The sequence below is a fragment of the Kiloniella sp. genome, from assembly GCF_048259265.1.
Lineage (GTDB): Bacteria > Pseudomonadota > Alphaproteobacteria > Kiloniellales > Kiloniellaceae > Kiloniella.
The window spans coordinates 422,099-448,887 of the sequence record NZ_JBLXHT010000003.1; the positions used below are offsets into that span (position 1 = coordinate 422,099).

25 protein-coding genes are annotated in these 26,789 nt (G+C 43.6%); 14 read left to right on the top strand and 11 right to left on the bottom strand.

What is annotated here, in order from left to right; all coding sequences use genetic code 11:
• Positions 1 to 285: 285 nt before the first annotated feature.
• A complete protein-coding gene (locus ACN0QW_RS08040) occupies positions 286 to 1,080 on the top strand; it encodes an aspartyl/asparaginyl beta-hydroxylase domain-containing protein (RefSeq protein ID WP_417430371.1) in 795 nt (264 codons plus the stop codon).
• A 93-nt stretch (positions 1,081 to 1,173) separates the two neighbouring features.
• On the opposite strand, the gene gor is transcribed toward ACN0QW_RS08040, so the two are convergent.
• Positions 1,174 to 2,550, bottom strand: a complete 1,377-nt coding sequence (gene gor / locus ACN0QW_RS08045; protein ID WP_299379978.1) for a glutathione-disulfide reductase — start codon at positions 2,548 to 2,550, stop codon at positions 1,174 to 1,176.
• A gap of 257 nt (positions 2,551 to 2,807) precedes the next feature.
• On the opposite strand from gor, the gene ACN0QW_RS08050 reads away from it, so the two are divergent.
• Positions 2,808 to 3,170: a hypothetical protein gene (locus ACN0QW_RS08050; protein ID WP_417430373.1), complete on the top strand. Its 363-nt coding sequence runs from the start codon at positions 2,808 to 2,810 to the stop codon at positions 3,168 to 3,170.
• A gap of 59 nt (positions 3,171 to 3,229) precedes the next feature.
• On the opposite strand, the gene ACN0QW_RS08055 is transcribed toward ACN0QW_RS08050, so the two are convergent.
• The 3 genes from ACN0QW_RS08055 to ACN0QW_RS08065 all read right to left on the bottom strand — a co-directional run bounded on the left by ACN0QW_RS08055 (position 3,230) and on the right by ACN0QW_RS08065 (position 6,582).
• Positions 3,230 to 4,225: an NADP-dependent oxidoreductase gene (locus ACN0QW_RS08055; RefSeq protein WP_417430375.1), complete on the bottom strand. Its 996-nt coding sequence runs from the start codon at positions 4,223 to 4,225 to the stop codon at positions 3,230 to 3,232.
• Between the two features lie 216 nt (positions 4,226 to 4,441).
• Positions 4,442 to 5,038, bottom strand: a complete 597-nt coding sequence (locus tag ACN0QW_RS08060) for a YceI family protein (RefSeq protein ID WP_417430377.1) — start codon at positions 5,036 to 5,038, stop codon at positions 4,442 to 4,444.
• A gap of 83 nt (positions 5,039 to 5,121) precedes the next feature.
• Entirely contained in the window at positions 5,122 to 6,582 is a 1,461-nt protein-coding gene (locus ACN0QW_RS08065; protein WP_417430379.1) for an NAD-dependent succinate-semialdehyde dehydrogenase, read from the bottom strand.
• Positions 6,583 to 6,988: 406 nt separating this feature from the next.
• Here ACN0QW_RS08065 and ACN0QW_RS08070 point away from each other — a divergent pair, with 406 nt between their 5' ends.
• A complete protein-coding gene (locus ACN0QW_RS08070; RefSeq protein WP_417430381.1) occupies positions 6,989 to 8,038 on the top strand; it encodes a porin in 1,050 nt (349 codons plus the stop codon).
• Positions 8,039 to 8,278: 240 nt separating this feature from the next.
• Positions 8,279 to 8,887 carry a helix-turn-helix transcriptional regulator gene (locus ACN0QW_RS08075; RefSeq protein WP_417430383.1) on the top strand — a complete coding sequence of 203 codons (609 nt, stop codon included), beginning with the start codon at positions 8,279 to 8,281 and terminating at the stop codon, positions 8,885 to 8,887.
• A 51-nt stretch (positions 8,888 to 8,938) separates the two neighbouring features.
• On the opposite strand, the gene ACN0QW_RS08080 is transcribed toward ACN0QW_RS08075, so the two are convergent.
• Complete coding sequence (locus ACN0QW_RS08080; protein ID WP_417430384.1) at positions 8,939 to 9,853, bottom strand: LysR family transcriptional regulator; 915 nt, start codon at positions 9,851 to 9,853, stop codon at positions 8,939 to 8,941.
• Positions 9,854 to 10,166: 313 nt separating this feature from the next.
• Here ACN0QW_RS08080 and ACN0QW_RS08085 point away from each other — a divergent pair, with 313 nt between their 5' ends.
• From ACN0QW_RS08085 to ACN0QW_RS08110, 6 genes are all read left to right on the top strand, one after another.
• On the top strand, positions 10,167 to 10,949 hold the full coding sequence (locus tag ACN0QW_RS08085; RefSeq protein WP_417430386.1) for a DeoR/GlpR family DNA-binding transcription regulator: 783 nt from the start codon (positions 10,167 to 10,169) through the stop codon (positions 10,947 to 10,949).
• A gap of 189 nt (positions 10,950 to 11,138) precedes the next feature.
• Entirely contained in the window at positions 11,139 to 12,182 is a 1,044-nt protein-coding gene (locus ACN0QW_RS08090; protein WP_417430388.1) for an ABC transporter ATP-binding protein, read from the top strand.
• Between the two features lie 94 nt (positions 12,183 to 12,276).
• Complete coding sequence (locus ACN0QW_RS08095; protein WP_417430390.1) at positions 12,277 to 13,551, top strand: ABC transporter substrate-binding protein; 1,275 nt, start codon at positions 12,277 to 12,279, stop codon at positions 13,549 to 13,551.
• A gap of 97 nt (positions 13,552 to 13,648) precedes the next feature.
• Positions 13,649 to 14,530 (top strand): carbohydrate ABC transporter permease, encoded by an 882-nt coding sequence (locus ACN0QW_RS08100; protein ID WP_417430392.1) that lies wholly within the window; start codon positions 13,649 to 13,651, stop codon positions 14,528 to 14,530.
• Entirely contained in the window at positions 14,527 to 15,354 is an 828-nt protein-coding gene (locus ACN0QW_RS08105; RefSeq protein WP_417430394.1) for a carbohydrate ABC transporter permease, read from the top strand. Before ACN0QW_RS08100 ends, ACN0QW_RS08105 begins: the two co-directional genes overlap by 4 nt.
• Entirely contained in the window at positions 15,351 to 16,205 is an 855-nt protein-coding gene (locus tag ACN0QW_RS08110; protein ID WP_417430396.1) for an endonuclease/exonuclease/phosphatase family protein, read from the top strand. The genes ACN0QW_RS08105 and ACN0QW_RS08110 overlap by 4 nt, the downstream gene beginning before the upstream one ends.
• Before the next feature lie 10 nt (positions 16,206 to 16,215).
• Here the strand turns inward: ACN0QW_RS08110 and ACN0QW_RS08115 are convergent, their stop codons facing one another.
• The 6 genes from ACN0QW_RS08115 to glmU all read right to left on the bottom strand — a co-directional run bounded on the left by ACN0QW_RS08115 (position 16,216) and on the right by glmU (position 21,871).
• Positions 16,216 to 16,665, bottom strand: coding sequence for a GNAT family N-acetyltransferase (locus ACN0QW_RS08115; RefSeq protein WP_417430398.1), 450 nt, complete (start codon positions 16,663 to 16,665; stop codon positions 16,216 to 16,218).
• Positions 16,666 to 16,777: 112 nt separating this feature from the next.
• Positions 16,778 to 16,942 (bottom strand): hypothetical protein, encoded by a 165-nt coding sequence (locus ACN0QW_RS08120; RefSeq protein ID WP_417430400.1) that lies wholly within the window; start codon positions 16,940 to 16,942, stop codon positions 16,778 to 16,780.
• Between the two features lie 79 nt (positions 16,943 to 17,021).
• Positions 17,022 to 17,585, bottom strand: a complete 564-nt coding sequence (locus tag ACN0QW_RS08125; protein WP_417430402.1) for a hypothetical protein — start codon at positions 17,583 to 17,585, stop codon at positions 17,022 to 17,024.
• Positions 17,586 to 17,709: 124 nt separating this feature from the next.
• Entirely contained in the window at positions 17,710 to 18,294 is a 585-nt protein-coding gene (locus ACN0QW_RS08130) for a hypothetical protein (protein ID WP_417430404.1), read from the bottom strand.
• A gap of 376 nt (positions 18,295 to 18,670) precedes the next feature.
• Complete coding sequence (gene glmS / locus ACN0QW_RS08135; RefSeq protein WP_417430406.1) at positions 18,671 to 20,494, bottom strand: glutamine--fructose-6-phosphate transaminase (isomerizing); 1,824 nt, start codon at positions 20,492 to 20,494, stop codon at positions 18,671 to 18,673.
• A 6-nt stretch (positions 20,495 to 20,500) separates the two neighbouring features.
• Positions 20,501 to 21,871 (bottom strand): bifunctional UDP-N-acetylglucosamine diphosphorylase/glucosamine-1-phosphate N-acetyltransferase GlmU, encoded by a 1,371-nt coding sequence (gene glmU, locus ACN0QW_RS08140; protein ID WP_417430408.1) that lies wholly within the window; start codon positions 21,869 to 21,871, stop codon positions 20,501 to 20,503.
• A gap of 338 nt (positions 21,872 to 22,209) precedes the next feature.
• Here glmU and ACN0QW_RS08145 point away from each other — a divergent pair, with 338 nt between their 5' ends.
• The 4 genes from ACN0QW_RS08145 to ACN0QW_RS08160 all read left to right on the top strand — a co-directional run bounded on the left by ACN0QW_RS08145 (position 22,210) and on the right by ACN0QW_RS08160 (position 26,741).
• Positions 22,210 to 22,878 carry an HAD-IA family hydrolase gene (locus ACN0QW_RS08145; RefSeq protein WP_417430410.1) on the top strand — a complete coding sequence of 223 codons (669 nt, stop codon included), beginning with the start codon at positions 22,210 to 22,212 and terminating at the stop codon, positions 22,876 to 22,878.
• Positions 22,879 to 23,097: 219 nt separating this feature from the next.
• Positions 23,098 to 23,475, top strand: coding sequence for a c-type cytochrome (locus ACN0QW_RS08150; protein ID WP_417430412.1), 378 nt, complete (start codon positions 23,098 to 23,100; stop codon positions 23,473 to 23,475).
• A gap of 232 nt (positions 23,476 to 23,707) precedes the next feature.
• Entirely contained in the window at positions 23,708 to 24,097 is a 390-nt protein-coding gene (locus ACN0QW_RS08155) for a c-type cytochrome (RefSeq protein ID WP_417430414.1), read from the top strand.
• Positions 24,098 to 24,458: 361 nt separating this feature from the next.
• Positions 24,459 to 26,741 carry a type I secretion system permease/ATPase gene (locus ACN0QW_RS08160; protein ID WP_417430416.1) on the top strand — a complete coding sequence of 761 codons (2,283 nt, stop codon included), beginning with the start codon at positions 24,459 to 24,461 and terminating at the stop codon, positions 26,739 to 26,741.
• Positions 26,742 to 26,789 lie beyond the last annotated feature (48 nt).

Genomic DNA, 26,789 nt, shown 5'->3' on the forward strand with positions numbered 1-26,789 from the left:
ATATCTCAAGCATATCCGCAGTACGGAAGATACTCTTGATATAGGCATCTAGAATTCAGATTTCACTAGAATTTCATTTGCAGCAAAGCCTATTCATGATTAGTTGATAGCGATTCGCACTTATAGCTTTTCGTCATTTGAAACAGTTCAGCAGACGGGCTATATACATAGAAGAAACGTTAGCCAGTTTGAAAATCACACCGCCGATCGATCTTCCCAAGATATCAGGCTCAGCCGGAAATATCAGAGACATGTCGTATTCGGTCAGAAGCTAAGGGTCACTTTATGAGCAAGAAACAGATCAGCAGGTTATTACGCGTAATCATTCCGCTGGCGATCCTCCTCTACTTCATCCCCCTCTTGACCATAGCCTTTATCATCATGGGTCTTCTGGATGTCGGGCGTCACCATCAGGTCACAGCAGATCTGGCAAAGAAATATTTTATCGGCAACGGCATGCTAACCTGGGCCTTGTCCCCGATCAATCTGTTCCTTGATCTGATTTCTGATCGCAACAGATATGTGTACAAACTGGATGATTTTCCCGAAGGACATCGCAACGAGATAGCAAGTGTCCTGAAAGAGTTTGACGATAATAAAGAAGAAATCATTGGTGACATCCGCGCTCAACTTGGCGGTGAAAGCCGTGGCATGCTGTTTTACAAATGGTATGGCAAGAACACCAATGATGCGGTTCCAGCCTTTAATAAGGAATTTACCTATATCAAGACCATCGGCGTATCCGTTTTTAATAAAAAGAAATCCACGTCACTGCATTTTGGCCCCTTACGCCTGACGCTACGTGTTCTTTATAACCTGACACCGATTAAAAGTGATAATATCTATATCGAGGTCGATGGCAAAAAGCACTACTGGCACGATGAGCCGCTTTTCATTTTTGATGATACGATCCAGCATCAGTCTATCAATGAAGAAGACCACGAACGCTATTGTGTCTTCGTTGACGTGCTGCGGCCATCAGCCTTCACAGGATTACAAAACGTCTTTATGCAAATCATGCAGACTGTGTTCATTAAATTTAATGGCATCTTTTACAAAAACTGGACTTTCCTTAAATAATTTAAAGTCTGAAAGTCATATTCTATGCACAAACAAAGGGCTGCACGAATTTCGTGCAGCCCTTTGTAATTAAAAACAATAAATGTAAGTTCGTTATTTTTTCACAGGCTCACGCATTGTGACAAACTCTTCCGCAGCTGTTGGGTGTATGCCAACAGTTGCGTCAAACATATCCTTCGTCGCCCCGGCTTTAATGGCAACAGCAAAACCCTGAACGATTTCAGGCGAGTCAGCGCCGACCATATGAAGCCCAACAACTTTCTTGCCATGTTTTTCAACAATCAGCTTCATCAAAGCCCTTTCATCACGCCCAGACAAGGTGTGCTTCATGGGGCGGAAAGAAGATTGGTATACATCAACGTCACTATAACGATCCAACGCCTGTTCTTCGCTCAAGCCAACCGTACAAACGGGCGGATGACTAAAGACAGCGGTCGCAACATTATGATGATCCATCGCGCGAGGCTTACCCTTAAAGGCTGTGTCAACAAAAGCCATTGCTTCCTGAATGGCAACAGGTGTTAGGTTAATCCGATCAGTCACATCTCCAACGGCATAGATATTCTTCGCCGTTGTCTGAGAGAATTCATCGACCTTGATTGCGTCTTTGCTGTTTAGTTCAACACCGGCCTTTTCAAGGCCAAGTCCCTCAACATTCGGCTTACGACCTGTTGCCGCAAAAACAGCGTCCACTTCGACCTTGCGCCCATCAGAATAGGTTACTTCCAGTCCGCCATCTGTTTTTTCTATATTTTCAATCGTCAAATTAAGCTCAAGCGCGATACCCTTTTTAGCCATTTCAGCACCTAGGAATTCGCGAACATCACGGTCAAATCCACGCAAGAGTGCATCACCGCGATAAACTTGCGTTACATCGGCCCCAAGACCGTTGAAAATCCCTGCAAACTCGACCGCAATATAACCACCACCATAGACGATCACGCGCTTGGGCAGCTCATCCAGATGAAATGCTTCGTTAGAGCTAATCGCATGCTCCCAGCCTTTTCCTTCGGGGAAGACAACATGACCGCCAGGAGCTAACAAGATCTTATTGGCCGTAAAAGTCTGATCGCCAACACGCACAGTGTGCCTGTCTTCAAGAACAGCACGCCCGTCATATCTTGTTACATTTGCATTTTTCAAAATGCCCTTATAAATATCTTCAAGGCGATCAATCTCTTTATCTTTATTGGCAATCAGTGTCTTCCAGTCAAAAGAGCTACCACCTACGGACCAACCAAACCCGGCGGCATCTTCAAATTCTTCATGAAAATGGCTTGCATAGGAAAAGAGTTTCTTGGGAACACAACCGCGAATAACGCAAGTTCCGCCATAGCGATATTCCTCTGCCAAAGCGACTTTAGCGCCCGTAGCCGCAGCCATTCGTGCACCACGAACACCACCGGAACCCCCACCGATTACAAACAGATCATAATCATATTGAACATCATCATCGTGATAGGTCGGCATACAACAGGCTCCTGAAAGATAAAGCTATATTTTTGATATTAAATACTTAGGACAGACTAAGTGGAAATAAAAGTATCGAATTTAAAGATCAGATTATTATAATAGTTATTATAGGCACTGTAATCTCCCTCTTAGCCCTGATAAATCACTGTTTTTATTATACAGTTAGAAGTTCACAAGATCGTGACAGGGTAATATTTTTTGAAGACACTAGAAGTTTAAAGAAACGCATTCTCTTCGGAAGAGTTAACCAGTACATGAACCCTTACAAATACATCATCATTTTGATCGCTCTCATCCATTTCCCAACATTTGCACATAGCGAAGAAAGAAAACTATCCAGTGAGGAGATCAGACAGTATCTCACAGACAAAAAGGTTGTTCATCGCCAAGATGCAAATAATGGTTTCTGGCAAACCTTCAATGCTTCAGGAGTAACCAGTTATCAGGCACAAGACAGAAAATCTGAACAGGGGAAATGGAGCGTGCAAGCTGATCAATATTGCTCGCAATGGGGACCTTTTGGCTGGACTTGTTATGATATGACGGTCCAAGGCAATCTCATAACCTGGATATCGAAAGAAGGAACGCTTTATAAAGGGCGGATAATTGATCAATAGAGAGACGACTATGTTAGGCCGCTCCTTCCTCCTACCGCCTTCTCTCTAAATTTTACGATCTATAGCTTTACGATGACCTTACCCTGATTAGCTCCGGTCAGAAGGCTTTCCAGCCCCTTAGGCGCAGAAGACAGCCCTTCAAATATCTCTTCGCTAAAACTTAATTTCCCTGTTTTGTAGAGTGGCAAGAGACCTGAAACAGCTTCGGAGAGACGGTGCATATGATCAAAAATCAAGAAACCTTGCATCTTGGCCCTCTTCACCAGCATAGTACGCGATACACGTGGACCATTCATGTGATCCGGCGAGATGCCAATCACGCCGCAAACAGTCATCCGGGCGCCGATATTAAACAAATTCATAACAGCATCTGAAATTGGGCCACTGACATTATCAAAATAGACATCGACACCATCAGGGCAAACCTTGGCAAGATCACCAGCCAAATCTGTCGCTGTTTTGTAATTCAATACAGCATCATACCCAAATTCCTTGAGGCAACGCGCTGCTTTTTCATCACTACCCGTAATACCAATGGTTCGACAGCCCCTTGCTTTGGCAATCTGTCCAACCATAGATCCCACAGCGCCCGCCGCCGTCGAAACCACAACAGTCTCTCCCCTTTTAGGATCAGCAAATTCGGTTAATCCAAACCAGGCTGTTGCGCCCGTCATCCCCAGTACATGAAGGTTGATCGAAAGAGGGCCATCCTCAGAATTAACCTTGCGCTCAATATCCGTACCATCACTTACCGCAAACTCTTGCCACCCAAACAGTCCATACACAAATTCGCCAACGGCATAGTCAGGATGCTTGCTTTCGACCACTTCACCGACAGCAAAGCTTCGCATCACCGCGCCGATATCGACAGAGGGAATATAGTTCGGCATATCTGTCACCCACCCGCGCATTGCAGGATCAACAGAGAGATAGTGGTTTTTGATTAGAAATTGGCCATTAGACAAAGGCGAAACTTGTTCTTCTTCCAACCGGAAAATATTCGCCGAGATTGTTGGGTTTGGGCGTGTTGCCAACACAAGTTTATTATTCTTCATCTGATTGCCTTCATTACTGGGTCCCAAGATTTTCTCGGGCTCAAGATATAACTGAGCCTTAAGGGATTTTATATGGACAATGCCTGCGTGGGCACACACTTGATAGATTTATCAACACCACTATAAATTTAGAGCACAGATATTAAACAAAAAAATGGCCTACCACTGTAAATAACAGTAACAGGCCATGAATAAAAATATAGGATTTATCCTTATTTAATTAAGACGTTCAAACACAAATCGATAGCTAACCGGAACGATAGTCGCAACCGAACTCAGATCCGCCAGTTCACGTAAAACCTCAACACCAGCTTCTAAATTGAAATCCTCGGCATCGAGCATCACAATAAAATCGGGCTGAACCATAATCCGTGTCGAGCTAAGGCGTGTCACAACAATAGAGCTTGTAATCTCACTGTTTGCACCCGCAATTGACACGTTGGTATCGACATCTTCCAAAACCATCATCTCCCCGGGTTTCAGGGCGGTTAAAGAAGTAATATCCACATCCATAGCAAGTGTTGCTTGTGGCCACGAATCCGCTTTAAAGACATGTTCTTTTAAGCGTTCATCCCGAATATCAATGCCAGTCTGTACAGAACTCAGCTCAACTTGAATTTGCGCTTTACCAGCAGCGTTCACGCTTCCCTTTAGATTAGAAAAATAATGGCTCTCTCCAACAGATGTTTTCTTGATAGAGCCAAAGCTTAACCGCGAACTGTCATTATCAAGTTGCCAATCACTGGCTATCGCCTTCAAAGGCAAGAACACAAGAACCGCAGCAAACAGAAAATTGACTGTATTTTTTAACATTATAAAACCCTTAAATTTGTTTATCCCAATTATAAAACACGCGAGAGCAATTTTTATTCATTGGTAAAAGGATTTATTTAAAATCAGCCCTCTAACCCCATGTTAATATATTTAATTTCAAGATATTCCTGAAGCCCGTATTGCCCTCCTTCACGACCAATTCCAGATTCTTTAATCCCGCCAAAAGGTGTTGCTTCGGAAGATAACGTTCCCGAATTAGCTCCGATCATACCGAACTCCAAAGCTTCGGACACACGCCACACCCGACCAACATCACGAGAAAAGAAATAAGCCGCCAAGCCATAGCGTGTCGCATTCGCCAATTTGATGGCCTCGTCTTCTTTCTCAAAACAGTAGAGCGGCGCAATCGGACCAAAGATCTCTTTGTGAAAAACCTGCATATTTTCAGTAACGCCCGTCAACACTGTTGGGGCATAAAATTGATCACCAAAGGACAACGACGTTCCCCCGACCAGAGCTTCCGCCCCTTTGGACAAGGCATCCCGGACCAGACCATCAACCTTATCAATCGCGCGGTCATCAATTAATGGACCTAACTCTACGCCTTTCTCTTGACCAGCGCCGACTTTTATCTCCTTTACAGCCTTTGCCAACTTCTCGGCAAAAGTATCATAGACACCTTTTTGGACCATGATCCGATTGGCACAGACACAGGTTTGACCTGCATTGCGAAACTTGCTTGCCAGCAAGTGCTTTACCGCAAGATCAAGATTGGCATCGTCGAAAACAATAAAGGGGGCATTCCCGCCAAGTTCCATAGAAACCTGTTTTACCGTCAAAGCGCACTTTTCCATCAGAACCTTACCGACAACGGTTGATCCGGTAAAAGAAAGCTTACGAACCGCATGATGGGACGTCATTTCATCCCCGATTTCACCAGCCTTGCCCGTCACAATATTAAAGACACCATCTGGCAATCCGGCTCTCTGGGCTAAGACAGCCAAAGCAAGAGCAGAATAAGGCGTCTGAGGTGCTGGCTTCACAACAACAGTACAGCCCGCGGCCAAAGCCGGCGCACATTTACGCGCAATCATTTGCGCCGGAAAATTCCAGGGTGTTATTGCAGCAACAACGCCGATTGCCTGTCGGATTGTCAAAAGCTGTTGATCATGACGCCCAGCCGGAATTGTTTCGCCATATACCCGTTTAGCTTCTTCTGCGAACCATTCAATATAACCGGCAGAAGATCTAATTTCCCCTCTTGCTTCGTCCAGTGGCTTTCCCTGTTCAGCTGTCATGATCTGAGCCAAATCATCTTGGTGCTCTAACATCAGATTTTGCCATCGCCGCAAAACAGAAGCGCGTTCTTTTGCTGTTTTTGCCTTCCAGCCGACAAGAGCCTCTTCCGCGCTTTCTATTGCTCTACGTGTTTCCCCAGCCCCCATCCAAGGCATTTTCCCCAATTCATTTCCCGTAGCCGGATCATATACAGGAACCGTTCTGCCAGAAACTGCATCAACCCATTTACCTCCAACAAAGGCCTGTTGTTGGAAAAGAGACTTATCTCGTAAAGAAAGAGACATTGTGGGTATCCTAAACAAATATAAGGTTGGCGACGCAGGCAATTAGACATCTCGAGAATTGAGTAGCTTGAACGCTAAACAAGCATAGATCACAGTTCAAGAGCCAATTATCGCGACCACTTGGGTTACGGAAAAACTATTAAATCCAAGCTCCACTCAACACAAAAAACACCAAAGTATTGTAAATTTTATGTGGATGTAAACTATTGATAATACTGAAATTTAAATAACGATATCACTTTAAATACAAATTCACATATTTATGGGCATAATTATTATTTTTTGAATTTCAATACCCCTGATGAGGTATTGCTGAAGCAGAAAGATCATTGCTAGATCTCGTAAGCAATTTAGAAAAATGCGCAATGTTCCTCAAAGTTCAGCTTTACTATGGAGATCTAAATAAATGAAAAAAATTTTCCTGGCGAGTACCGCGCTTGCTGCAGGTTTTTCCTTTGCCGCATCTGCGTCTGCAGCAGATACGCAAATTGAATGGTCTGCTTATACAGATTTCAACGTTTCGTCGACAGGCGTTGATGGAGATGTAGCTGGTGGAGACACCAATAAAGGCCTTGATTTTAACACCAATTCTGAGATTCATTTAAATGCATCCCAGACAAGTGATAATGGCCTAACCTATGGCCTTCACATTCAATTAGAAGCAGATCAAAACAACACAAACAACACCGATGAAAACCATATCTTTATCGAAGGTGATTTCGGACGCGTTGAACTTGGCGACCAAGATTCAGCGGGTGATCGGATGATGGTTTCAGGCTCTTCAGTTGGGTTCCAGTACGGCATGTTTGGTAACTATACTGGTGGTTTGTCCGCACTTGAAAATGAAGGTAACCTGGGGCGTACCGCCGCAGATTTTAGTGATTCATCTGATTCGTCTAAAATCACATATTTCACCCCAACATTTAATGGCTTTAAAGCCGGGTTATCCTTTGCCCCTGACAGTGATTCAGGGCAATCCGTCAGCGGCGACGAAACTAGTTTTAACAACCATATTGATACTGGTCTGAATTATTCTGGTACCTTCAATGACTTTACCATTGATGCTGCACTTATAGGAGCCACCCACGAAGTCACCAGCCAAGGATCTTCTGACGACACTTATTATGCCGTAGGCGGCGGTTTGATGCTTGGTTACGCGGGCTTTAAAGCAGCCGTCGGCGTGCTACATGAAGACACCGAAAATACAAGCGAGATCAACACTGTTGATACAGGGTTATCATACGGTATTGGCGCGTGGAGCATGTCTGTGGGTGCTGCGTGGTCAGAGTTTGACCAAGATAACGGCGTCGAGAACGAAAGTATTGCCTATTCCGCTGGTGTTGGTTACGAAATCGCCCCTGGATTAACAACTTGGGCAGGCGCAACAATCGGGGACTATGAAGGCGGTGTCGAAGACTTCACCAACTTCCAAACAGGTATTTCTGTCGCGTTCTAAATCACCCATCAAACGCAATGTCGAAAAGAGGTTCGCGATTTGCGGACCTCTTTTTATTTCGTCCAAAATTTAAAAAGCCATAAACACGACTATCAAAACCAGAAAGAAATTCTGATTTGGAAGAATAAAAACAAAACATACATACAGTATGTCAGATAAAACTAGGAATAGCCTTCAAATCTTCAAAAAGGATATTCATCTGATTTCTAACGACTTCTTGTGCAAAACAGGTTTACCTTTATGTCTCCAACACACGACCTCACCTCTTTTTACATTCTTGGTGAACTCGACATGATCAAAAAATTCATTGCAGATGAAGTTGGCATAGCCTTCCCCGAAAGCAAAGTTTTCATCAACGATGGTGACGATATACGTCTTCCCTTCAATTATACGGAATTTCCTCACTGTATTTTGTATATATCTGCAACGCTTAGTAAAAATTGTTTATTAAGAATTGCATCAATCAAACAGAATACGTCTGCAAAAATAATTCTCATAACCGATGAAAAAACTGGTCCAGCCCATATTTTGAATACCATTGAAGTAGAAGCCATCTATTCCATAAACAAGCCAATTAACGGGCTATTCAATTTAATCCATCAATCATTTTCTTTGGATCTGTCTCATAGAGATGACGTACTTTATTCAAACAGTGATTTATTTTCAGAAATACAGTTAACAACGACAGAAATTCAGATCTTAACTCTCCTGAAAACAGGCATGAGTAATAAAGAAATTGCGAACATAACGAGAAAATCAGAAGGCACAGTTAAAGTGCAATTGAAATCAATATACAAAAAGCTAAATATTCATAGCAGAACTGAAGCCATAAATCTCTTCATCACCTAGCTTACAACCATTAAGCACAAACAAAAAAATGCTCGTGTAAGCAAAAAGTGGTCAGGTCAGACCTGCCTCTGATTTTTCGATAAGAAAATCATAAAATTCATCTTGAAGAAGATTTTGTGTTCTCGTTTTACGGCGGGCAACATCAATATTAATCGTGATCGGTTTAGATTCTGGGAATACAGGTACGACAGCATAATCTTCTGATTTTGATTGCCCTCCAAAATCATCATAAAAACCTATTCCAGCTCCTTTTTTTATCAAACTGCGCAAAGCCTCAGCATCCTTTACGGTTATAAGCTTAGTGATATTATCAACCTGCTTAAGGAGTTGGTTTTGCTGGTTTATTTTAAGCCAATATTTATAATCAGAAAGGAGATTAGAGCTCGCAATAACCTCTAGATCAAAAATATTTTCATACGTAAGTGTCGATGAAACGGTCGACAAATACTCACGTGATGCGACAAGGTGGCGTTGAAAACTATAAAAGGGCTGTGTTTCAAAGAAGCTAGGCTTTTTTAGGGTTGTAACCAGTCCAAGATCGATATCATTTCCCAAAAGCCCAACTTCGAGAGCATCATGGTCGAGCTCAATAATATCTAAACGAACTCTCGGGTGTTCCCTTTTAAATGCATGCACAATCTCAGGAACAAAAGAAGAGGTAAGCTCGAAGTAAACTCCTAAGCGAATTGTCCCATCCAGGTTTTGTCGATTATTACGAAGGCAGGCCACAACTCCATCAATTTCATCAATACGCTCACGTGCGTATTCGAACAGACATGTGCCTTCTTTAGTCAAATAGATCTTTGAATTTTTCCGTTCAAAAAGTACTAGCTCTGTTTCCTCTTCAACATCCTTAAGCTGAGCACTTATAGCAGGTTGCGTTCTATAAAGGCGTGCCGCCGCCTTTGTAATTGAACCTTCATCCGCCACCACAGTAAAAGTACGAAGCTTATTTAAATCAATCATAGCCCAAGATTACTCGACAAATAATTACGCTAAAACAAAGGGGATAAAACGATACGGGTATGAGTGATAAAGTTTGTTAAACTTCACTATATTCCCTGTCGAAGATATAAGCACTAAGACACTGATTTCAATAGTTCTGAGAGGCTATTAAGGAATAAAAAAACTGCTAATAGATATAGTCTTTCAATCAAAGGCATCGGAAACAAGGTATAAAACTTAAACCTACAAACACATAAATGTAAGAAAGTTTACATTATCAACGTATATAATTATATTTCAATTAATAAGCCCTTATCCAATACAGGTAATTTCCGTGATTGATCAAAAGCGCATAGGTATCAACAATCGTCAGGACCAGATCATCGATCTTGTTCGTGAGCGTGGATTTGCGTCCTTAGAAATGCTCGCCGAAAAATTCCATGTTTCTCAACAGACCATTCGCCGTGATATCATCTATTTAAGTGAAAAAAACTTGCTCCAGCGTCATTTTGGTGGTGCAGGATTACCCGCTGGAATAGATGGCTTAGCCTATCCCAACCGCAAAGTCAGAAACGCGCAAGAAAAAGCAGCAATTGGCCGTGAAGTTGCAAAGCAGATCCCGAATGGGTCTTCGCTTTTCATTGATATTGGCACGACCATGGAAGCAGTTGCCGAAGCACTCGTTTATCACGAGGGGCTACGAATTCTTACAAACCACATTGGCGTCGTCTCAATACTTTGTGAAAAAACGGACTTCGAAATTATCTTACCAGGGGGACTTGTTCGCAATAAAGACCGCGCCATAGCGGGGGAAACGACAACCGACTTCCTTAAAAGCTTTCGAGTTGGGTATGGCATCTTCGGCATAGGCACCATCACAAATGACGGACAGCTTTTGGACTACGACTATCGTGACGCACAGGCATCCAGAGCTGCCTTAGCCATTTCACGCCATAAATTTGCCGCTGCTGATCATTCGAAATTTAACGCAGATGCCATGATGCCATTTGCCAGTGCCGCAGAGGTTGATGGTATTTTTACGGACACGCCCCCCCCAAAATCAATCGTTGAAGCATTAGATAAAGCAGGAACAAAACTTTTTGTCGCCCCCAAATAACCTGTGCCCTAGCTAACCAAGGTTTATCACAACGGTATTTGGCTTTCACACCCTCTAGTGTAAGAATATTTACATTCATGTAATTTTATGTACACAATAGTTACATAATTCACCCCTATACAGGCACCATATTTTGGTGCTGACACCTCTCATAGAGGGTACAGGAACCTGAAAGGCAAAAGAGAGAATATGTCAGCCATAGAACTACAAGGCATAAGTAAAATATGGGGAGAGACAACTGCTGTTAATGATGTTTCCTTCTCTATAGACCAAGGAACTTTTGCCGTACTTTTGGGGCCATCTGGTTGCGGAAAATCCACCTCGCTGAGAATGATCTCTGGCTTAGAAGAAATCAGCCAAGGCAAACTTGTTATCAATGGGAAAGATATGACGACAGCATCACCAGCTGAACGTCATCTTTCAATGGTGTTCCAAAATTACGCTCTGTTCCCCCATCTTAATGTAGAAGAAAACATTCTCTTTGGCTTAAAAGTACGCAAGACACCAAAACCTGTTCAAAGTGATCGTCTGCAAAAAGTTGCTCAGCAGGTAGGGCTTGAACAGCTTCTTGATCGCAAACCAGCGCAACTTTCTGGTGGGCAACGGCAACGCGTAGCACTGGCACGGGCAATTATCGCTGAAAATCCAATCTGCCTGATGGATGAACCACTTTCTAATCTGGATGCCAAGCTTCGCCATATAATGCGTGTCGAAATCAGAGCACTTCAACAGCGTTTAGGAATGACCGTTATTTACGTCACACACGATCAGGCTGAAGCGATGAGTATGGCAGATAAAGTTATTTTGATGTGCGATGGTAAAATTGAGCAAGAAGGCACCCCAGAAGAGCTTTACAACAAACCAGCAACAACCTTTGCTGCGGCTTTTATCGGCACTCCGCCAATGAACCTTATTGATCCGACAGCATGTGATATCGGCAAGAAAATATCTGCCAAAAAGAAAGACCAATTTTTAATCGGAATCAGACCAGAAGACATCACATTATCTGATAATAAGGGTCTGAAAGCAGAGCTTGTTTCAGCCGATTATCTAGGCGCAGATACTGTTGTTACCGCTAAAATCAATGATCAGGAAATACTTGTACGCACCCCCGGTAAGGTCGCGATTTCAGCCCCCGTATCAACACGACTGCAATGGGATGAAAAGGCCGTGCATGTTTTTGACAAATCAACAGGTAAACGTAATGACGAAGTAAAGGTTCAATCTTTCTAATTTCACCCCCTTACACACCCCTTCTACAATCAAGTAGCAGGAACTAAAAGGAAGCCGGAAGTACGGTCTTCCTCAATCACAAGAGGACTACACCATGCTGAAGACACTAAAAAGAAAAGCCGGAAGTCTCGCGCTCGCTACAACCCTGGGGTTGGGGCTTGCGACAAACGCATCTGCGGTTGAGCTTACAATGTATTATCCGGTAGCCGTTGGCGGCTCATTAACAAACATTGTTGATGGATTAGTTGATGACTTTGAAGCACAGAACCCGGATATCAAGGTTAATGCAATCTATGCCGGTAATTATAATGATGCGCGTATTAAAGCCCTGGCGGCCCTTAAAAGTGGGGAACCTGCTCAGACTTCTGTCATGTTTTCAATCGACACCTATGAGTTGATCGAACAGGGGGCTATCGTTGCCTTTGATGATATCGTTGAAACCAAAGAAGAAAAAGAATGGCTCAAAAGTTTCTATCCCGCGTTAATGGAAAATGGCCAGACCCAAGGGAAAACCTGGGGTATTCCTTTTCAAAGATCAACAATCGTCATGTACTACAACAAGGATGCTTTCCGTGCCGCAGGCCTTGATCCAGAAACACCTCCTGCCACGTGGGACGAATTGGTTGCTGCCGGTAAAAAGCTAACCAAAGATGGTCAATGGGGTACCATGATCCCATCCACAGGTTATCCATACTGGATGTTTGGCGCGCTTAGCATGCAGAACGGCCAAGTTCTTATGAATAGTGATGGCAACGAAACATATTTTGACGCACCTGCAACTATTGAAACGCTAGAGTTCTGGAAAGACCTGGGATCAAAACATGGTATCATGCCTGAGGGAACGATCGAATGGGGAACTCTCCGTCAGAACTTCCTTGAAGGTAAAACAGCCATGATGTGGCATTCAACAGGGAACCTGAGCGTTGTCAAAAAGAACGCCAAATTTGACTTTGGTGTTGCCATGCTTCCTGCTCAAAAACGTCGCGGCACACCCACCGGTGGCGGTAACTTCTACATCTTTGAAAAAACGACTGCCGAAGAACGTAAAGCCACGATGAAGCTTATCCGGTTTCTTACCGAGCCAAAACGGACAGCTGAATGGAGCATGAAAACAGGTTACCTAGCCACAATGCCAGCGGCTTACGAAACAGAAGAAATGAAACAGTATGTAGCTGATTTCCCGCCTGCTGCTGTTGCTCGTGACCAGTTGGAATTCGCAACAGCAGAATTATCAACTTATCAAAATGGTCGTGTCAGAAAACTTCTTGATGATGCCATTCAGGCAGCGTTGACAGGATCAAAAACACCAGCAGAAGCATTAAGCGGTGCACAGAAACAGGCTGATCGCCTGCTAAAACGCTACCGTTAAATCTTTGGTTGCAAGCCCCCGGAGACGATTAATTCGTCTCCGGGACTTTCTGTTTTATGGTTAGAATTTATTGTTGATTAGGTATGAGTGTAAATAGATGAAGCATGTATCCACAAAACATCAGCTATATGGTTGGCTTTTATTATTGCCTGCCGCTCTATTTCTACTCTCTTTCACCTATTACCCCACCCTTGCCACATTAGCGAAAAGCTTCTTTTCCCAAGGCACAGCAATCAGGCCCTCTGAGTTTGTGGGGCTCGAAAACTACACTTTTATGTTAGAGGACGACGTGTTCTGGCGTGTCGCTTGGAACAACGTAATTTATGCACTGTTCACGATCCCGATTTCCATTGCTTTGGCTTTGATGATGGCCATTTGGGTGAACAGTCGTTTGAAGTATAAATCTTTGGCACGCATGAGCTTCTTTCTGCCAACCATGCTGCCCATGATCGCAGTCGCAAATATATGGCTTTTCTTTTACTCCCCTGAAATAGGGTTAATTGATCAAGTCACCGCCGCATTTGGGGTCGAAAGCCACAACTGGCTCGGAGATCCGGATACCGTTTTAGGATGCATCATCGTGATAACCATATGGAAAGAAGCTGGTTTCTTCATGATATTTTACCTTGCGGCTTTACAGACTTTATCACCCGAACTGGAAGAAGCGGCCCGTCTGGAAGGTGCCAGCCGTTGGTATTATTTCCGTCGCATTATGTTTCCATTATTAATGCCCACAACCCTATTTGTGCTGATCAACGCGATTATTAATTCTTTTAAACTGGTTGATCATTTGTTTATCCTGACAAAAGGCGGACCAGATAACGCAAGCTCATTATTACTGTACTACATCTACGAGGTTGCTTTCAGTTTCCTTGATCAAGCTTACGCGTCAACCCTGACGGTAATTCTACTCGCTGTACTCGCGATTATTGCAATCGGGCAGTTTGTCTTTCTTGATAAAAAGGTCCATTACCAGTGACAGCCAACATACAAAGACGAAAGTTTTCATTTTCGATTGAATCCAGTGCAGCCTATTTTTTGGCTTTTCTCTGGGTTTTACCGCTCGTTTACGCGCTCTGGGCTGCTTTTCATCCTGCAGAATACGCGACCCGGTTTGAGCTTTTTGCCCCATTGACCCTTAACAATTTTGCTACGGCATGGGAACAAGCCCCTTTTGCTCGCTATTTTCTCAATACCTTTTTGTTGGTCACTTCTATCCTATTGGTCCAATTCTTTCTCTGTACACTCGCGGCCTACTCTTTTGCCCGGTTCGAATTTCCGGGGAAATCGCTCGCTTTTGGTCTTGTCTTGATTCAGCTGATGATTATGCCAGAAGTCTTGATTGTAGAGAATTACACGACAATGAGTAACCTTGGCCTCGTGGACAGTATTCTGGCGATTGGGTTACCGTACATGGCCAGTGCGTTTGGCATATTTCTTCTGAGACAAACCTTTAAAACGATCCCCCATGAATTAGAAGATGCCGCAAAAATTGAGGGATGTTCTTTGTGGCAAATTCTATGGAAAGTTTATGTCCCCCTCGCTCGGCCAACCTATGTCGCCTTTGGGTTGGTTTCCATCAGTTATCACTGGAATAACTTTCTTTGGCCGCTTGTGATTACGAACTCGGTAACAACTCGTCCCCTGACTGTTGGCTTAGCCATTTTTGGCGCCCCGGAATCAGGCGTTGATTGGTCGATCATTACCGCTGGAACTCTTCTGGCTGTTGCGCCTCTGCTTGTTGCCTTTCTTCTCTTCCAGCGTCAGTTTGTTCAGTCTTTCATGCATGCGGGGATCAAATGACAAAAATTGTCAGTTGGAATATACAATGTGGCCTCGGGGTTGATGGCCAGATCAATCTTAACAGGATCGCAGAAGTCATTTCATCACAGGGCGATCCCGATATCATTTGCCTGCAAGAAGTGGCTCGTTTTGACCCAGATTCAGATCAAGGCCAAGGCGCTGACCAGTACGCTATTCTTTCAGACCTTTTTCCTCATCATAGTGCCTTTTGGGGACCTGCAATCGATCGACTATATTCTGGTGAGCATAATCGGCGTCAATTTGGCAATATGATTCTCTCCCGCCTTCCTGTGCTTCAGGTATTTAATCATCTATTACCTCAGCCTCGGCCAGAAAAGCCATGTAAGAATATGCCGCGTCAGGCATTGGAAGTTGTTGTTAACCTCGAAAATGGCCCCTTACGCATCGCAACAACACATTTGGAATATCACTGTACGAAACAACGCTATGCACAAGCAGGGTATCTATGTGAAGTACAAGAAGAAGTGGTTTCAAACTTGGATTACCACTGCATTGCCCCCTCATCTGGACCTTATGCAGCGATCCCTAGACCGGAACGCAGCATTATTTGCGGGGACTTCAATGCCGTCGTTGGCGAAGAAACCTACAGCCTGTTGAATTCAGAGATTCCCCTGATATCAAAACATTACATTGATGCATGGCCTGCTTTCCATAACGATAAAAAGCATGCCCCAACTTGCGGCATCTTCGACCCGGAACAATGGCCCGAAGGCCCGCATTGCCGTGACTTCTTCTTCATCACAGAAAGCCTTGTGCCTTTCGTGAAAAATGTGCGTGTAGATGAACAAACCGATGCGTCAGACCATCAACCCGTTACTCTTGAGCTATAAAGGTAGAATCCTAAATCGTCAGATAATAAAAATAATGATCCGTCTCTCTTTCAAACCCAAAAGATTCGTAGAGAGACTGTGCTTTTGCATTCAGGATATCAGTTTCAAGCAGAAGGCCTTTGGAATTCATTTTTTTCCCATGATCCCGTGCGGCAGTTAACAACTTTCGAGCAACACCTTGTCCTCGGGCTTTTTCATGCACATAAAGATCATTCAGGATGAGATCTCGTCTTAAGGAAAGAGAAGAAAATGTCGGGTAGAGTTGGGTAAACCCCAGAACATCACCGTCCTTATTCTGCGCATAAAGCACAACGGATTCAGAACTGTCCTGACGTTCTGAAAGAAAAGCCTCACAAGCTTTGCAGTCACTTTCTTGCCCATAGAATTGACGATAGAGATCAAAACATTCCACCACTTTAAGGATGGTCTGTGTATCGGCCTGCAAGATCTCTATTATCATTTTTTCGCTCTAACGTTTTTGTTTCAGAGCATTTTATAGAGATATTTTCAAAAGACAGCAAAGACTAAGATATTAGAAAGCTTCATGGTGAAGGTCTTTACACTTATACGCGTCATACACCAACATTGATGGGATCAGCAGGAACAAGACCCTCTATCAAAGCAGGGAGATACTTTCCGAGTTCCAAGGGCACTAAAGTTTCATCTGATGCATTAATATCTGCGATGCTCCACCATCGGTAGCCGTGAAAATGTTGATTTTCATTTTCATCAGGCATAACCTGAGTCGGATCAAACTTTGTAGATCTGATTAAATAAAAGACCTCATCAAAATCGGGGACATTTCAGGGGAGCAGATCACCCAAAATGCTGAAGAAGATTTGTTACTCGAATATTGCTCAAGGAAAGTATAGACACGCTTTCTCTCTCCAAAATCCACGTCCCTCCCCCATCAACAACCCTAAGTATGAATACACTTGAATTTTTATTAAAATTTTTAATAGAATTAGTAGAAGCTATACAGCGTGATTTCTTTGATTTGTTACCATAAGTAAACTCATAGACAATATAAGGCTTTCCATACATACCACGAGTAATTTTGACAGATTTAGCCGGCAATACATCGCCATACAAATAACAATTTAAGCATTTTTTCTCATACCTAACTGTTGTAAAAAAATACATAAAACAAACAAAATACATTATTAATACAGCAGTAAAAATTTCAATTGTTTCTAAGTGTTCGTCAGAACAAATCCACGCCAATAATGACAAAAAAGTTCCAGCAAAAAAGTGGAATACAAAGCTAAGTAAAATTCTTTTATTAGTATGCTGGAGACATTTAAAATTTAAATCACCAGAATCGTTTAAAGATTTTATTTTTCTTCTTACTTTTGGTCCTAGAAACCACAAAAAAATCATAAAATTTACCCCGCAGTACTATAACTCATTATAGTACTTGGTACTTGGTACTTGGCACTTGAATTTTGCCGTCATCACCTGTGTAGTAAAAAACAAATTTTTGAGAAGATGAGTTTGTCATTAATTAAGACTCCACTTTAAACTCTAAAGTCAATGCAACATTGGACAAGCAATATAAATTGAAGTTTGAATCTATATATATGCAGGAATATTTTGGTAAATCTTTAGCGCACACAATTTCTACAGGCTTATTCTTTTCCCACTCACTAAAGTAATAACCGACACCTATTCTTTGAACGTCAGTATGCTTTGTGCCATTCAGAAAGAATTCATAACGAACTTCGAATTGCCCATATCTATCAATCCATCGCCGAATAATTGTCCCCATTACAAAAGTAGGCGTAGTACAAGAAATCACCATACGCTCTAGGCGCTTCATTGGTGCATAAAATAATGAGAACAAAAATAATATACTTATAAAAATACCCGCATAAATAGGTATCAACTTACCACTAGCCAAGTAACTATAAATACACATCCCCCAAACCAGAAATATCAATAGAAAAATCAATAAAAATCTATTACCTAATTTATGCTTATAGATTTTTAGATTTTCTGTATTAATATCATTCTCTTCTTTCAATTTACTGAGGGTGTTATTGAAATCCCGAGAAGAAAATACATTGAGAACACAATCATAAAAACTCATTTCCCAGCATCAACCCGCTTTTCATTGTAAAAACTCAATTATTAGGAAAAATTTTCAATTTATGAGCACCTTGCAGCTTATTCAAAAGATGATCTAACATTGATTTATTGAATTTTGATGGCACAACTAAAGTTACCAACCAAGGAACATCACCACTCTTCCAGTCTTGGTGAGCAAGGGAGAAATAACCAGCCATTCAAGATCATTTGAATCAAAACTCATCATCTAAGACTCCCTAACTTGGGAGATATGAAACATAAAAAATTCATTAGGTAGAAAACCATTGAACTGGACTAAGACCCTAACGAGACCAACTCATATAATATAGCCCACCATCCTCAAAAGATATTTTTTTTAGTTCTCTTTAACTCGGCAATTATTCAACAGTCACAGACTTGGCTAGATTTCTGGGTTGATCAACATCTGTACCTTTAAGGACAGCGGTATGATATGCGAGAAGCTGGATAGGAAGCGCGTAAAGGATAGGCGCCACAAAGGGATCGACCCTTGGCAAGACAACGCTATGCTTGGCAATATCACCGGCCCGTGCAACGCCTTCTTGGTCAGAGAACAGAATAATCTGTCCACCACGCGCATGAACTTCCTGAAGGTTGGAAATCGTCTTTTCCATCATCGGGCCGCTTGGGGCGCATGCGATAACAGGGACGTTTTCATCAATCAAAGCAATGGGACCATGTTTCATTTCGCCCGCGGCATAGCCTTCGGCGTGGATGTAACTGATTTCCTTGAGCTTCAATGCTCCTTCCATCGCCATGGGGTAAAGATTGCCACGCCCAAGATAAAGTACATCCCGCGCTTCACTGACATCAGCAGAGATTTTGCGGATGGCCTCGTCTGTATTCAAGATTTCAGTAATACGTGACGGAATTTCGGTTAAAGCCGAAGACAGCTCCGCTTCACGTTCCGGCGAGATCGTCCCTTTGGCACGACCAATACCAATTGCAAGACAAGCAAGGACAGTAAGCTGCGTGGTAAAGGCCTTGGTTGATGCCACACCAATTTCAGGCCCCGCCAAAGTAGGCAACACCATATCTGATTCACGGGCAATGGTCGATTCAGGTACATTGACAACAGAGACGATCTTTTGCCCCTGTTCCTTGGCATAGCGAAGTGCCGCCAAGGTGTCAATTGTTTCTCCAGATTGCGAAATAAACAAGCTGACACCATTTTCCGGCAACGGTGCTTCACGGTATCTAAACTCAGAGGCAATATCGACTTCGACCAACTGGCGGGCTTCCTGTTCCAGCCAGTATTTGGCCACCATCCCCGCCAAAGATGCTGTGCCGCACCCGACGATGGTCAGACGGGAAATATTGGCGAGATCAAACGGAAAGTCAGGGAGCTGAATAGAACGGGCCAGCGGATTAAAAAACGTATGAAGCGTATCACCGACAACTGCAGGCTGTTCATAGATTTCTTTTTGCATGAAATGACGGTATTGGCCTTTGCCAATCATCGCACCGGACACAGCAGTTTGAACGACTTCACGGTTCAAAAGGTTTCCAGCAAGATCTCTGATCGTCGCACCATTGTTATCTAGAACAACCCAATCCCCTTCTTCCAGATAACAAATTTGGTCCGTCAAATGAGAAAGAGAAAGAGCATCAGATCCCAAATACATCTCGCCATCACCATACCCAACGGCAAGTGGACTGCCACGGCGTGCGCCGATCATAAGATCTTCCCGACCCGCAAAGACAATTGCCAGAGCAAAAGCGCCTTCCAAGCGCTTGAGAGTCGTATGAACGGCCTCTTCAGGTGACAGGCCATCATTCAAATAATGTGTGATCAGATGCACGACAACTTCGGTATCAGTTTCGGTCTGAAATGCTTGTCCTTTGGCATCCAGCTCGGCACGTAGTTCCTGAAAATTTTCGATAATACCATTATGGACTAGCGATACCTTGTCACTGGCATGCGGGTGGGCATTTACCTCATTGGGACGACCATGTGTTGCCCAGCGGGTATGACCAATTCCTGTCATACCGGTAATGGGGTCTTCTTCGACACGGTTTTGCAGATTAACGAGCTTGCCTTGCGCGCGCCGTCTTTGCAGACCACCATCAACCAGTGTGGCAATCCCCGCGGAATCATATCCACGATATTCCAACCGTTTCAAACCATCCAATAAGAGAGGAACAACAGGCTTTGTACCGATAATACCAATGATGCCACACATATTGCTTTAGCCTTTTTTCTCTTCTTTAATCTTTTTGCGACTAGCACGGAAACTCGCCCCGGCACCAGCCTTGTCAATCAAACGTCCCCGGACCACAGCCATCGTATCGTCAGCAACCGATTTTGTGATTGTAGAGCCTGCACCGACAATCGCCCCGGCACCAATATCAACAGGGGCAACCAGCGCGGTATTCGATCCAATAAATGCGCCTTCACCAATAGAGGTTTTCCATTTATTGAACCCATCATAATTACAGGTAATAGTCCCGGCGCCAATGTTGGCTTTTGCACCAACTTCGGCATCCCCAATATAGCTCAAGTGATTGGCCTTCGCGCCTTCACCAAGAACAGCATTTTTAGTCTCAACAAAGTTACCAACCTTGCCGCCCTTTCCAATTACTGTACCCGGGCGTAGTCTGGCATAAGGGCCAATTGCAGCGCCCTCACCAATGACAGCACCTTCCATATGACAGAAAGCTTTGATATGGCTGTTATCAGCAATAGAAACGTTGGGACCAATAAAAACAGAAGGTTCGATAATAATATCACGACCAAATTGTGTATCTGTTGAAAGCCATGTCGTCTCTGGATCTATCAAGGTAACACCCTGAGCCATCGCCGCCGCACGCAAACGCTGTTGCAAAATGCGTTCAGCAACCGCCAGCTCCTGACGGGAATTAACGCCCATAACTTCTTCTTCACTTGCCTCAACCGCGCGGGTATCCAGACCTTCTGCATAAGCGAAATCGAAAATCACCGGAAGATAATATTCCCCTTGGGCGTTATTATTATCCAGCTGATTGATCAGGCGATGTACTGTTGGGCCATCCCCCAACAAAATCCCAGCATTGCACAGGTCAATCGCGCGTTCTTCGTCCGTTGCATCTGCGTGCTCAATGATGCCCATAACACGACCGTCACTATCTTGCTTAACCCGACCATAGCAGCCGGCTTCTCTAGGGCGAAAAGCAAGACCAATAAGCTTGGGTCCGTTTTCCTCTTCCCGTAGCGTCTGCATTGCTTGATATGTTTCAGGCCGGATCAACGGTGTATCGCCAAAAATCACCATAATATCCGCCAGATCATCGGGACCAAAGAACCCGCCCAGCGCTTCAAATGCCTGTTTTACTGCATGCCCTGTGCCCAGACGATCAACCTGAACAACGGTCTCATGTGGTTCAGCTGCTTTTTCAACGGCCTGAGCATCAGGACCAACGACAACGACTACCCGATCAGGGGAAAGTGTTTCAACACCATCTAGAACATGCGATAGCATTGGTTTTTCGGCCAAACGGTGTAGAACCTTTGGCATATCTGATTTCATTCGGGTGCCTTGGCCAGCAGCCAACACAATCACAGCGAGTTTACGTTCAGTCATCGATCTCTGGTATTCATTAATCTCGGGGATCCTAAGGATCACAGTTCGTTAAATGCTTCCACAGTGCTTACCCCCTGCTTCTCTTCGGATCAACCATTAGAACGTGTCGTCCCGACAAAAGCAGGTAAAATATAGCGTACAAAAGCTGGCATAAAAGAAATCACAGCTCAAATCACCATTTATTTCTGTGTGTTACACAATATTTCGATTTATTACACGTCACAAAACCAGTTAGTATTTATTTACAACAGTTGCGGTAGAGATTAGCTCGGTTTAGCTTTCACATTACAACGCCCAGCTTGTTAACCAATCCAACAACCAAAGTAAGCCTAATCTTCATGACCAAACGCAATGTACTTGTTTTCGACCTTGATGGTACTCTTATTGAAAGTGCGCCGGATCTCGCATTATCCTTACAAATTCTATTAAAGAGTGAGGGACGCAGAAAGCCGGACCTGATGGAAGTAAAGTCAATGATCGGTGATGGCGCGACAAAGCTAGTCGAACGCGGGTACGCAGCAACAGGATCTGCACTGTCAGAACAAGAACTCAAAGAGAAAGTTAAAAAATTCCTTGAGATATATTCAGACAATCTGATTGTCGAAACTCATCTTTACGACAACTGCCGAACGGTTTTAGAAAGTCTAAAAGCACAAGGTTGGAAGCTTTTGATCTGTACCAATAAACCCATTGCGCCAACTATTGAGATCATGAATGAATTCAATCTTCATAATATTTTCGATAAAGCTGTCGGCGGTGATAGCTACCCCGTAAAAAAACCAGACCCCGCCCATGTCCTAAACCTTTTGAACGAATCAGGTGTAAGCGCAGCGCAGGCTATTATGATTGGCGATGGCGTTAATGACGTTCTGGTCGCAAAAAATGCAGGGATACCATCTATTCTTTTCACCCATGGCTACGGGACTGAGGCAGCGAAAGCACAGAACCCTGATGAAATCATAGATGCTTTCATAGAACTTGAAGACGCCATTAATCGCCTTGCATAAAACTGCGACATTACCGCACGCACTAACAAAATTAAGGTGAAAAAAGCTCATAAGCAGGATAAATTGAGCATAATCAATTCTTAAACAGATCTCGTGGTATAGGTTGCACAAAGACAACTAGCTAGAGATTATTTAATGTTTAAGGTTCGCTAAGTTATTACTGGCATAATCTTTAACCAGTAGAACTAAACAACATGTACAATTCAGGAGAGAGTAATTATGGCAAAAATCGCCACCATGGCCATGGGCCTCGTTATTGGATTAGGTCTTAGCCTTAGCGCCGCCCAAGCTGGCGATGCCGCTGCGGGTAAAAAAGTCTTCAAGAAATGCAAAGCCTGTCACACGATTGACGCAGGTGGAAAAAACAAAATTGGTCCAAATCTTCATGGTATCGTCGGAAAAGCCGCAGCTTCTTCTGAAGGATACAAATACTCGAAAGCTATGAGTGCATCTGGCATCACATGGACCGAAGAAAATCTGGCCGAGTTTTTCAAAAAACCTAAAAAATTCGTTCCCAAAACAAAAATGTCCTTTGGTGGGCTGAAGAAAGAGAAACAGATTGAAGACCTTATCGCTTACCTAAAAGAAAACAGCTAAACGGTACAGCGAGATCACGAAAAACCCGGGCCTTTGTTGCCCGGGTTTTTGTTTGTGGCGCTGATAACAATTGTTCCCACATCATCACGAATTCGCGAGACTTTACAGACAAGTTAAAATTTCCCCGGCATGATACACTCCTAAGCGTAAGATGCTCATGGATCTAAAAAACAATAAATAAAACAGGTTTCCTACTTCAAATGAACCCGTTTTAAACAGGGGAGAATATTCTTTGCCAATATCTTTACATAATAGCTTTAAAGCTCTCGCGATTGTTTTGGCAACAGCCACCACACTTTTCACGGGGCAGGTATCAGCAGGGGATACTGTTGCGGGTAAAAAGGTTTTTAACAAATGCAAAGCCTGTCATTCCATTGGAAAGAACAAAATCGGACCCGATTTGACAGGAGTATTCGGTCGTCCTGCAGCAAGCGTCGAAGGGTATAAATACTCTCCAGCGATGACAGCCTCCGGACTCACTTGGACAGAGGAAAACTTAGCATTATTTTTAAAGAAACCAAGAGCATTTGTCCCGGGGACTAAAATGGGATTTTCCGGTTTAAAGAAAGAAACACAGATAGAAGACCTGCTCACCTTTTTGAAAGAGGCAACCGCACAGTAACCAAACGCTTTCCAGCTATCTGACTAGAAATGTTTCAACCAAGTCAGCAGCCCCGTAGCACTGGCTTTTTGGGTTCGTATTTCTACGTACTTTTTTACTGCTCGTCATTCTTTGGTCTTATCTACGAAGTATGCTATGAAGCCTCTATATTATTTTGTATTATCGCTTAATTCTTGAAATATTTAAGATTATTTTGCTTAAAAATAGAGAACCAGGCGGTCTTACTCAACTATTCGTTAACCTTAAACAGGCAATCTATGCACTGAAAATAAGGTTAACAGATAGAACAAACAAATTTAAGCCAAGGCCCTAAACTCCCTTAGGGTTGTGGATTCTGTTTTTCGGGGGAAACGGGGATAGAATGAGTTCTGATAATACGGCGAGTAAACCCAAAAATACTAAAAAGGGTTCCGCAAAAGACCAAAAGGCAAAAGAGCAGAAAAAAGAAGCTCTTAAACCTACGGACGTGATTGAAGATGGCGTACCACCAAAAGAAGAGTGGCAGGTTGATCCCGGATCGGTAAATTTCGAAGATCCACTTTTGGAATGCGTACACATGCTTGCTTCAATGATGCAAAGACCTATTTCGGTCGAAGCATTAAAAGCAGGTCTTCCTCATAGCGATGCGCATTTCACGCCAGATCTGGCTGTTAGAGCAGCGGAACGCGCCGGTCTGACCGCACGCACCGTACGTCGGGCAAAGATCGAAGATATTCAGCCCGTTACTCTTCCTTGTGTTGTCCTCCTTAAACAAGGTGGCGCCTGTATTCTTCTCAACTATACAAAATCGGGTAAGGCGAATATCGCTATCCCTGAAGGACGCGGCCAAAGAGAAATTACAGTCGCCGAGTTGCAAGAACAGTACACTGGCTATGCCATATTCGCGCGAACAGAATACAAATTTGATTCTCGTGCATCTGATATTCAGTTAAAAAAACCAAAAGCCTGGTTCTGGGGAACGCTCCTCAAGTTCTGGCCAATTTATAGTCATGTCATGTTGGCATCGATTTTGATCAACCTCTTTGCGATCGCCAGTCCTCTGTTTGTGATGAACGTCTATGACCGCGTTGTACCGAACGGGGCCAGCGCGACACTGGCTGTGTTAGCAATTGGTGTCACCACGGTCTTCTTGTTTGAATTTATCATGAAGAACCTGCGAACCTATTTGGTTGATGTCGCAGGGAAAAATGCAGATGTCATCATCGCCAGCCGATTACTAGAACAATTAATGGCTATGAAACTGTCCAACAAGCCCCCTTCCACCGGGGCTATGGCCAACAACCTTCGAGAATTTGAATCACTCCGTGACTTTTTTACGTCCGGAACTTTGGTTGCTCTTATAGATCTACCTTTTATCTTCCTCTTTATCTGGATTATTTCCATTGTCGCAGCACCTCAGGTCGCTGTCATACCATTAATTGTTGTGCCTTTGGTTATTCTTGTCGGCATATTCCTCCAAATTCCACTGCGTAAGGTTATTGAGAAAACGCACAAGGAATCCAGCCAAAAGCACGCCTTGTTGGTCGAAACAATTGATGGACTTGAGACCATCAAGACAACAGCCGCCGAAGGTCGTATTCAGCGATCATGGGAACGTTTTGTTGGGTTGACCGCGGATTCAGCAGGTAAAGCCAAGCTCTTGTCGGGTATTTCAACAACCTTTGCCCAACTTTCCATTCAGATGACAACTGTTGTTGTCGTAATCGTCGGTGTTTTTCTGATCATTGAAAAAGAAATGACAATGGGTGCTTTAGTAGCATCGAGTATGCTGACCGGTCGTGCATTGGCCCCTCTCGGCACCATTGCTGGCATGCTGACCAGATTGCAGCAATCCCGCGTTGCCTTGAAGTCACTTGATAATATTATGAACTCTGAGGTTGAGCGTTCAGCAGATAAAACTTATCTGCATCGTCCACGTCTGAGTGGGGAAATAGAGCTCAAAAAAGTGACCTTCAACTATCCTGGGCAAGAAGTAAAAGCACTGGATAATGTTAGCTTGAAAATCAAACCAGGCGAACGTGTCGGCATTCTCGGTCGGATTGGTTCGGGCAAATCGACAATCGCTCGACTTACTCTCGGACTATACGACCCTGCCGAAGGTTCTGTTCTTGCTGATGGCACAGATATTCGCCAGATTGATCCAGCTGATTTGCGTAGAAACATCGGTTACGTTTCGCAAGATAACTATCTTTTCTTTGGTTCTGTAAAAGAAAATATCTCTTTCGGTGCCCCCCATGTAGATGACCAGACAATTCTTCGTGCCGCATCTCTTGCTGGTGTTACAGACTTCCTGAAAACGCATCCTCATGGATTTGACCTTCAGGTTGGTGAACGCGGTATGTCCCTTTCAGGGGGGCAGCGACAAGCGGTTGTTATTGCACGATCATTACTTCTTGATCCGCCAATCCTGTTAATGGATGAGCCTACCAGTGGTATGGACAACTCATCCGAGGCTGCTTTCAAGCAACGTCTTGCATCCGCTGTTGTTGGCAAAACACTCGTACTCGTAACGCACCGTAGCTCACTGCTAACGCTTGTTGATCGCCTGGTTATTGTTGACAGTGGACGTATCGTCGCTGACGGACCAAAGGCTGAGGTTCTTGAGGCCTTGAAACAGGGACAAATCCGAGCCAGTGCCGGATAAGTTTCTGACCATTAGAAATAATTGAGAACCATCAGATAAAAAATAAGA

Bases quoted from the DNA above. Each gene is read 5' to 3' on its own strand.
- ACN0QW_RS08115 (WP_417430398.1), bottom strand. From the start codon at position 16,665: ATGATAATAGAGATCTTGCAGGCCGATACACAGACCATCCTTAAAGTG.
- ACN0QW_RS08070 (WP_417430381.1), top strand. From the start codon at position 6,989: ATGAAAAAAATTTTCCTGGCGAGTACCGCGCTTGCTGCAGGTTTTTCC.
- ACN0QW_RS08095 (WP_417430390.1), top strand. From the start codon at position 12,277: ATGCTGAAGACACTAAAAAGAAAAGCCGGAAGTCTCGCGCTCGCTACA.
- ACN0QW_RS08050 (WP_417430373.1), top strand. From the start codon at position 2,808: ATGAACCCTTACAAATACATCATCATTTTGATCGCTCTCATCCATTTC.
- ACN0QW_RS08075 (WP_417430383.1), top strand. From the start codon at position 8,279: ATGTCTCCAACACACGACCTCACCTCTTTTTACATTCTTGGTGAACTC.
- ACN0QW_RS08145 (WP_417430410.1), top strand. From the start codon at position 22,210: ATGACCAAACGCAATGTACTTGTTTTCGACCTTGATGGTACTCTTATT.
- gor (WP_299379978.1), bottom strand. From the start codon at position 2,550: ATGCCGACCTATCACGATGATGATGTTCAATATGATTATGATCTGTTT.
- ACN0QW_RS08120 (WP_417430400.1), bottom strand. From the start codon at position 16,942: ATGCCTGATGAAAATGAAAATCAACATTTTCACGGCTACCGATGGTGG.
- ACN0QW_RS08130 (WP_417430404.1), bottom strand. From the start codon at position 18,294: ATGAGTTTTTATGATTGTGTTCTCAATGTATTTTCTTCTCGGGATTTC.
- ACN0QW_RS08040 (WP_417430371.1), top strand. From the start codon at position 286: ATGAGCAAGAAACAGATCAGCAGGTTATTACGCGTAATCATTCCGCTG.
- glmU (WP_417430408.1), bottom strand. From the start codon at position 21,871: ATGACTGAACGTAAACTCGCTGTGATTGTGTTGGCTGCTGGCCAAGGC.
- ACN0QW_RS08125 (WP_417430402.1), bottom strand. From the start codon at position 17,585: ATGATTTTTTTGTGGTTTCTAGGACCAAAAGTAAGAAGAAAAATAAAA.
- ACN0QW_RS08055 (WP_417430375.1), bottom strand. From the start codon at position 4,225: ATGAAGAATAATAAACTTGTGTTGGCAACACGCCCAAACCCAACAATC.
- ACN0QW_RS08060 (WP_417430377.1), bottom strand. From the start codon at position 5,038: ATGTTAAAAAATACAGTCAATTTTCTGTTTGCTGCGGTTCTTGTGTTC.
- ACN0QW_RS08080 (WP_417430384.1), bottom strand. From the start codon at position 9,853: ATGATTGATTTAAATAAGCTTCGTACTTTTACTGTGGTGGCGGATGAA.
- ACN0QW_RS08110 (WP_417430396.1), top strand. From the start codon at position 15,351: ATGACAAAAATTGTCAGTTGGAATATACAATGTGGCCTCGGGGTTGAT.
- ACN0QW_RS08065 (WP_417430379.1), bottom strand. From the start codon at position 6,582: ATGTCTCTTTCTTTACGAGATAAGTCTCTTTTCCAACAACAGGCCTTT.
- ACN0QW_RS08090 (WP_417430388.1), top strand. From the start codon at position 11,139: ATGTCAGCCATAGAACTACAAGGCATAAGTAAAATATGGGGAGAGACA.
- ACN0QW_RS08150 (WP_417430412.1), top strand. From the start codon at position 23,098: ATGGCAAAAATCGCCACCATGGCCATGGGCCTCGTTATTGGATTAGGT.
- ACN0QW_RS08100 (WP_417430392.1), top strand. From the start codon at position 13,649: ATGAAGCATGTATCCACAAAACATCAGCTATATGGTTGGCTTTTATTA.
- ACN0QW_RS08160 (WP_417430416.1), top strand. From the start codon at position 24,459: ATGAGTTCTGATAATACGGCGAGTAAACCCAAAAATACTAAAAAGGGT.
- glmS (WP_417430406.1), bottom strand. From the start codon at position 20,494: ATGTGTGGCATCATTGGTATTATCGGTACAAAGCCTGTTGTTCCTCTC.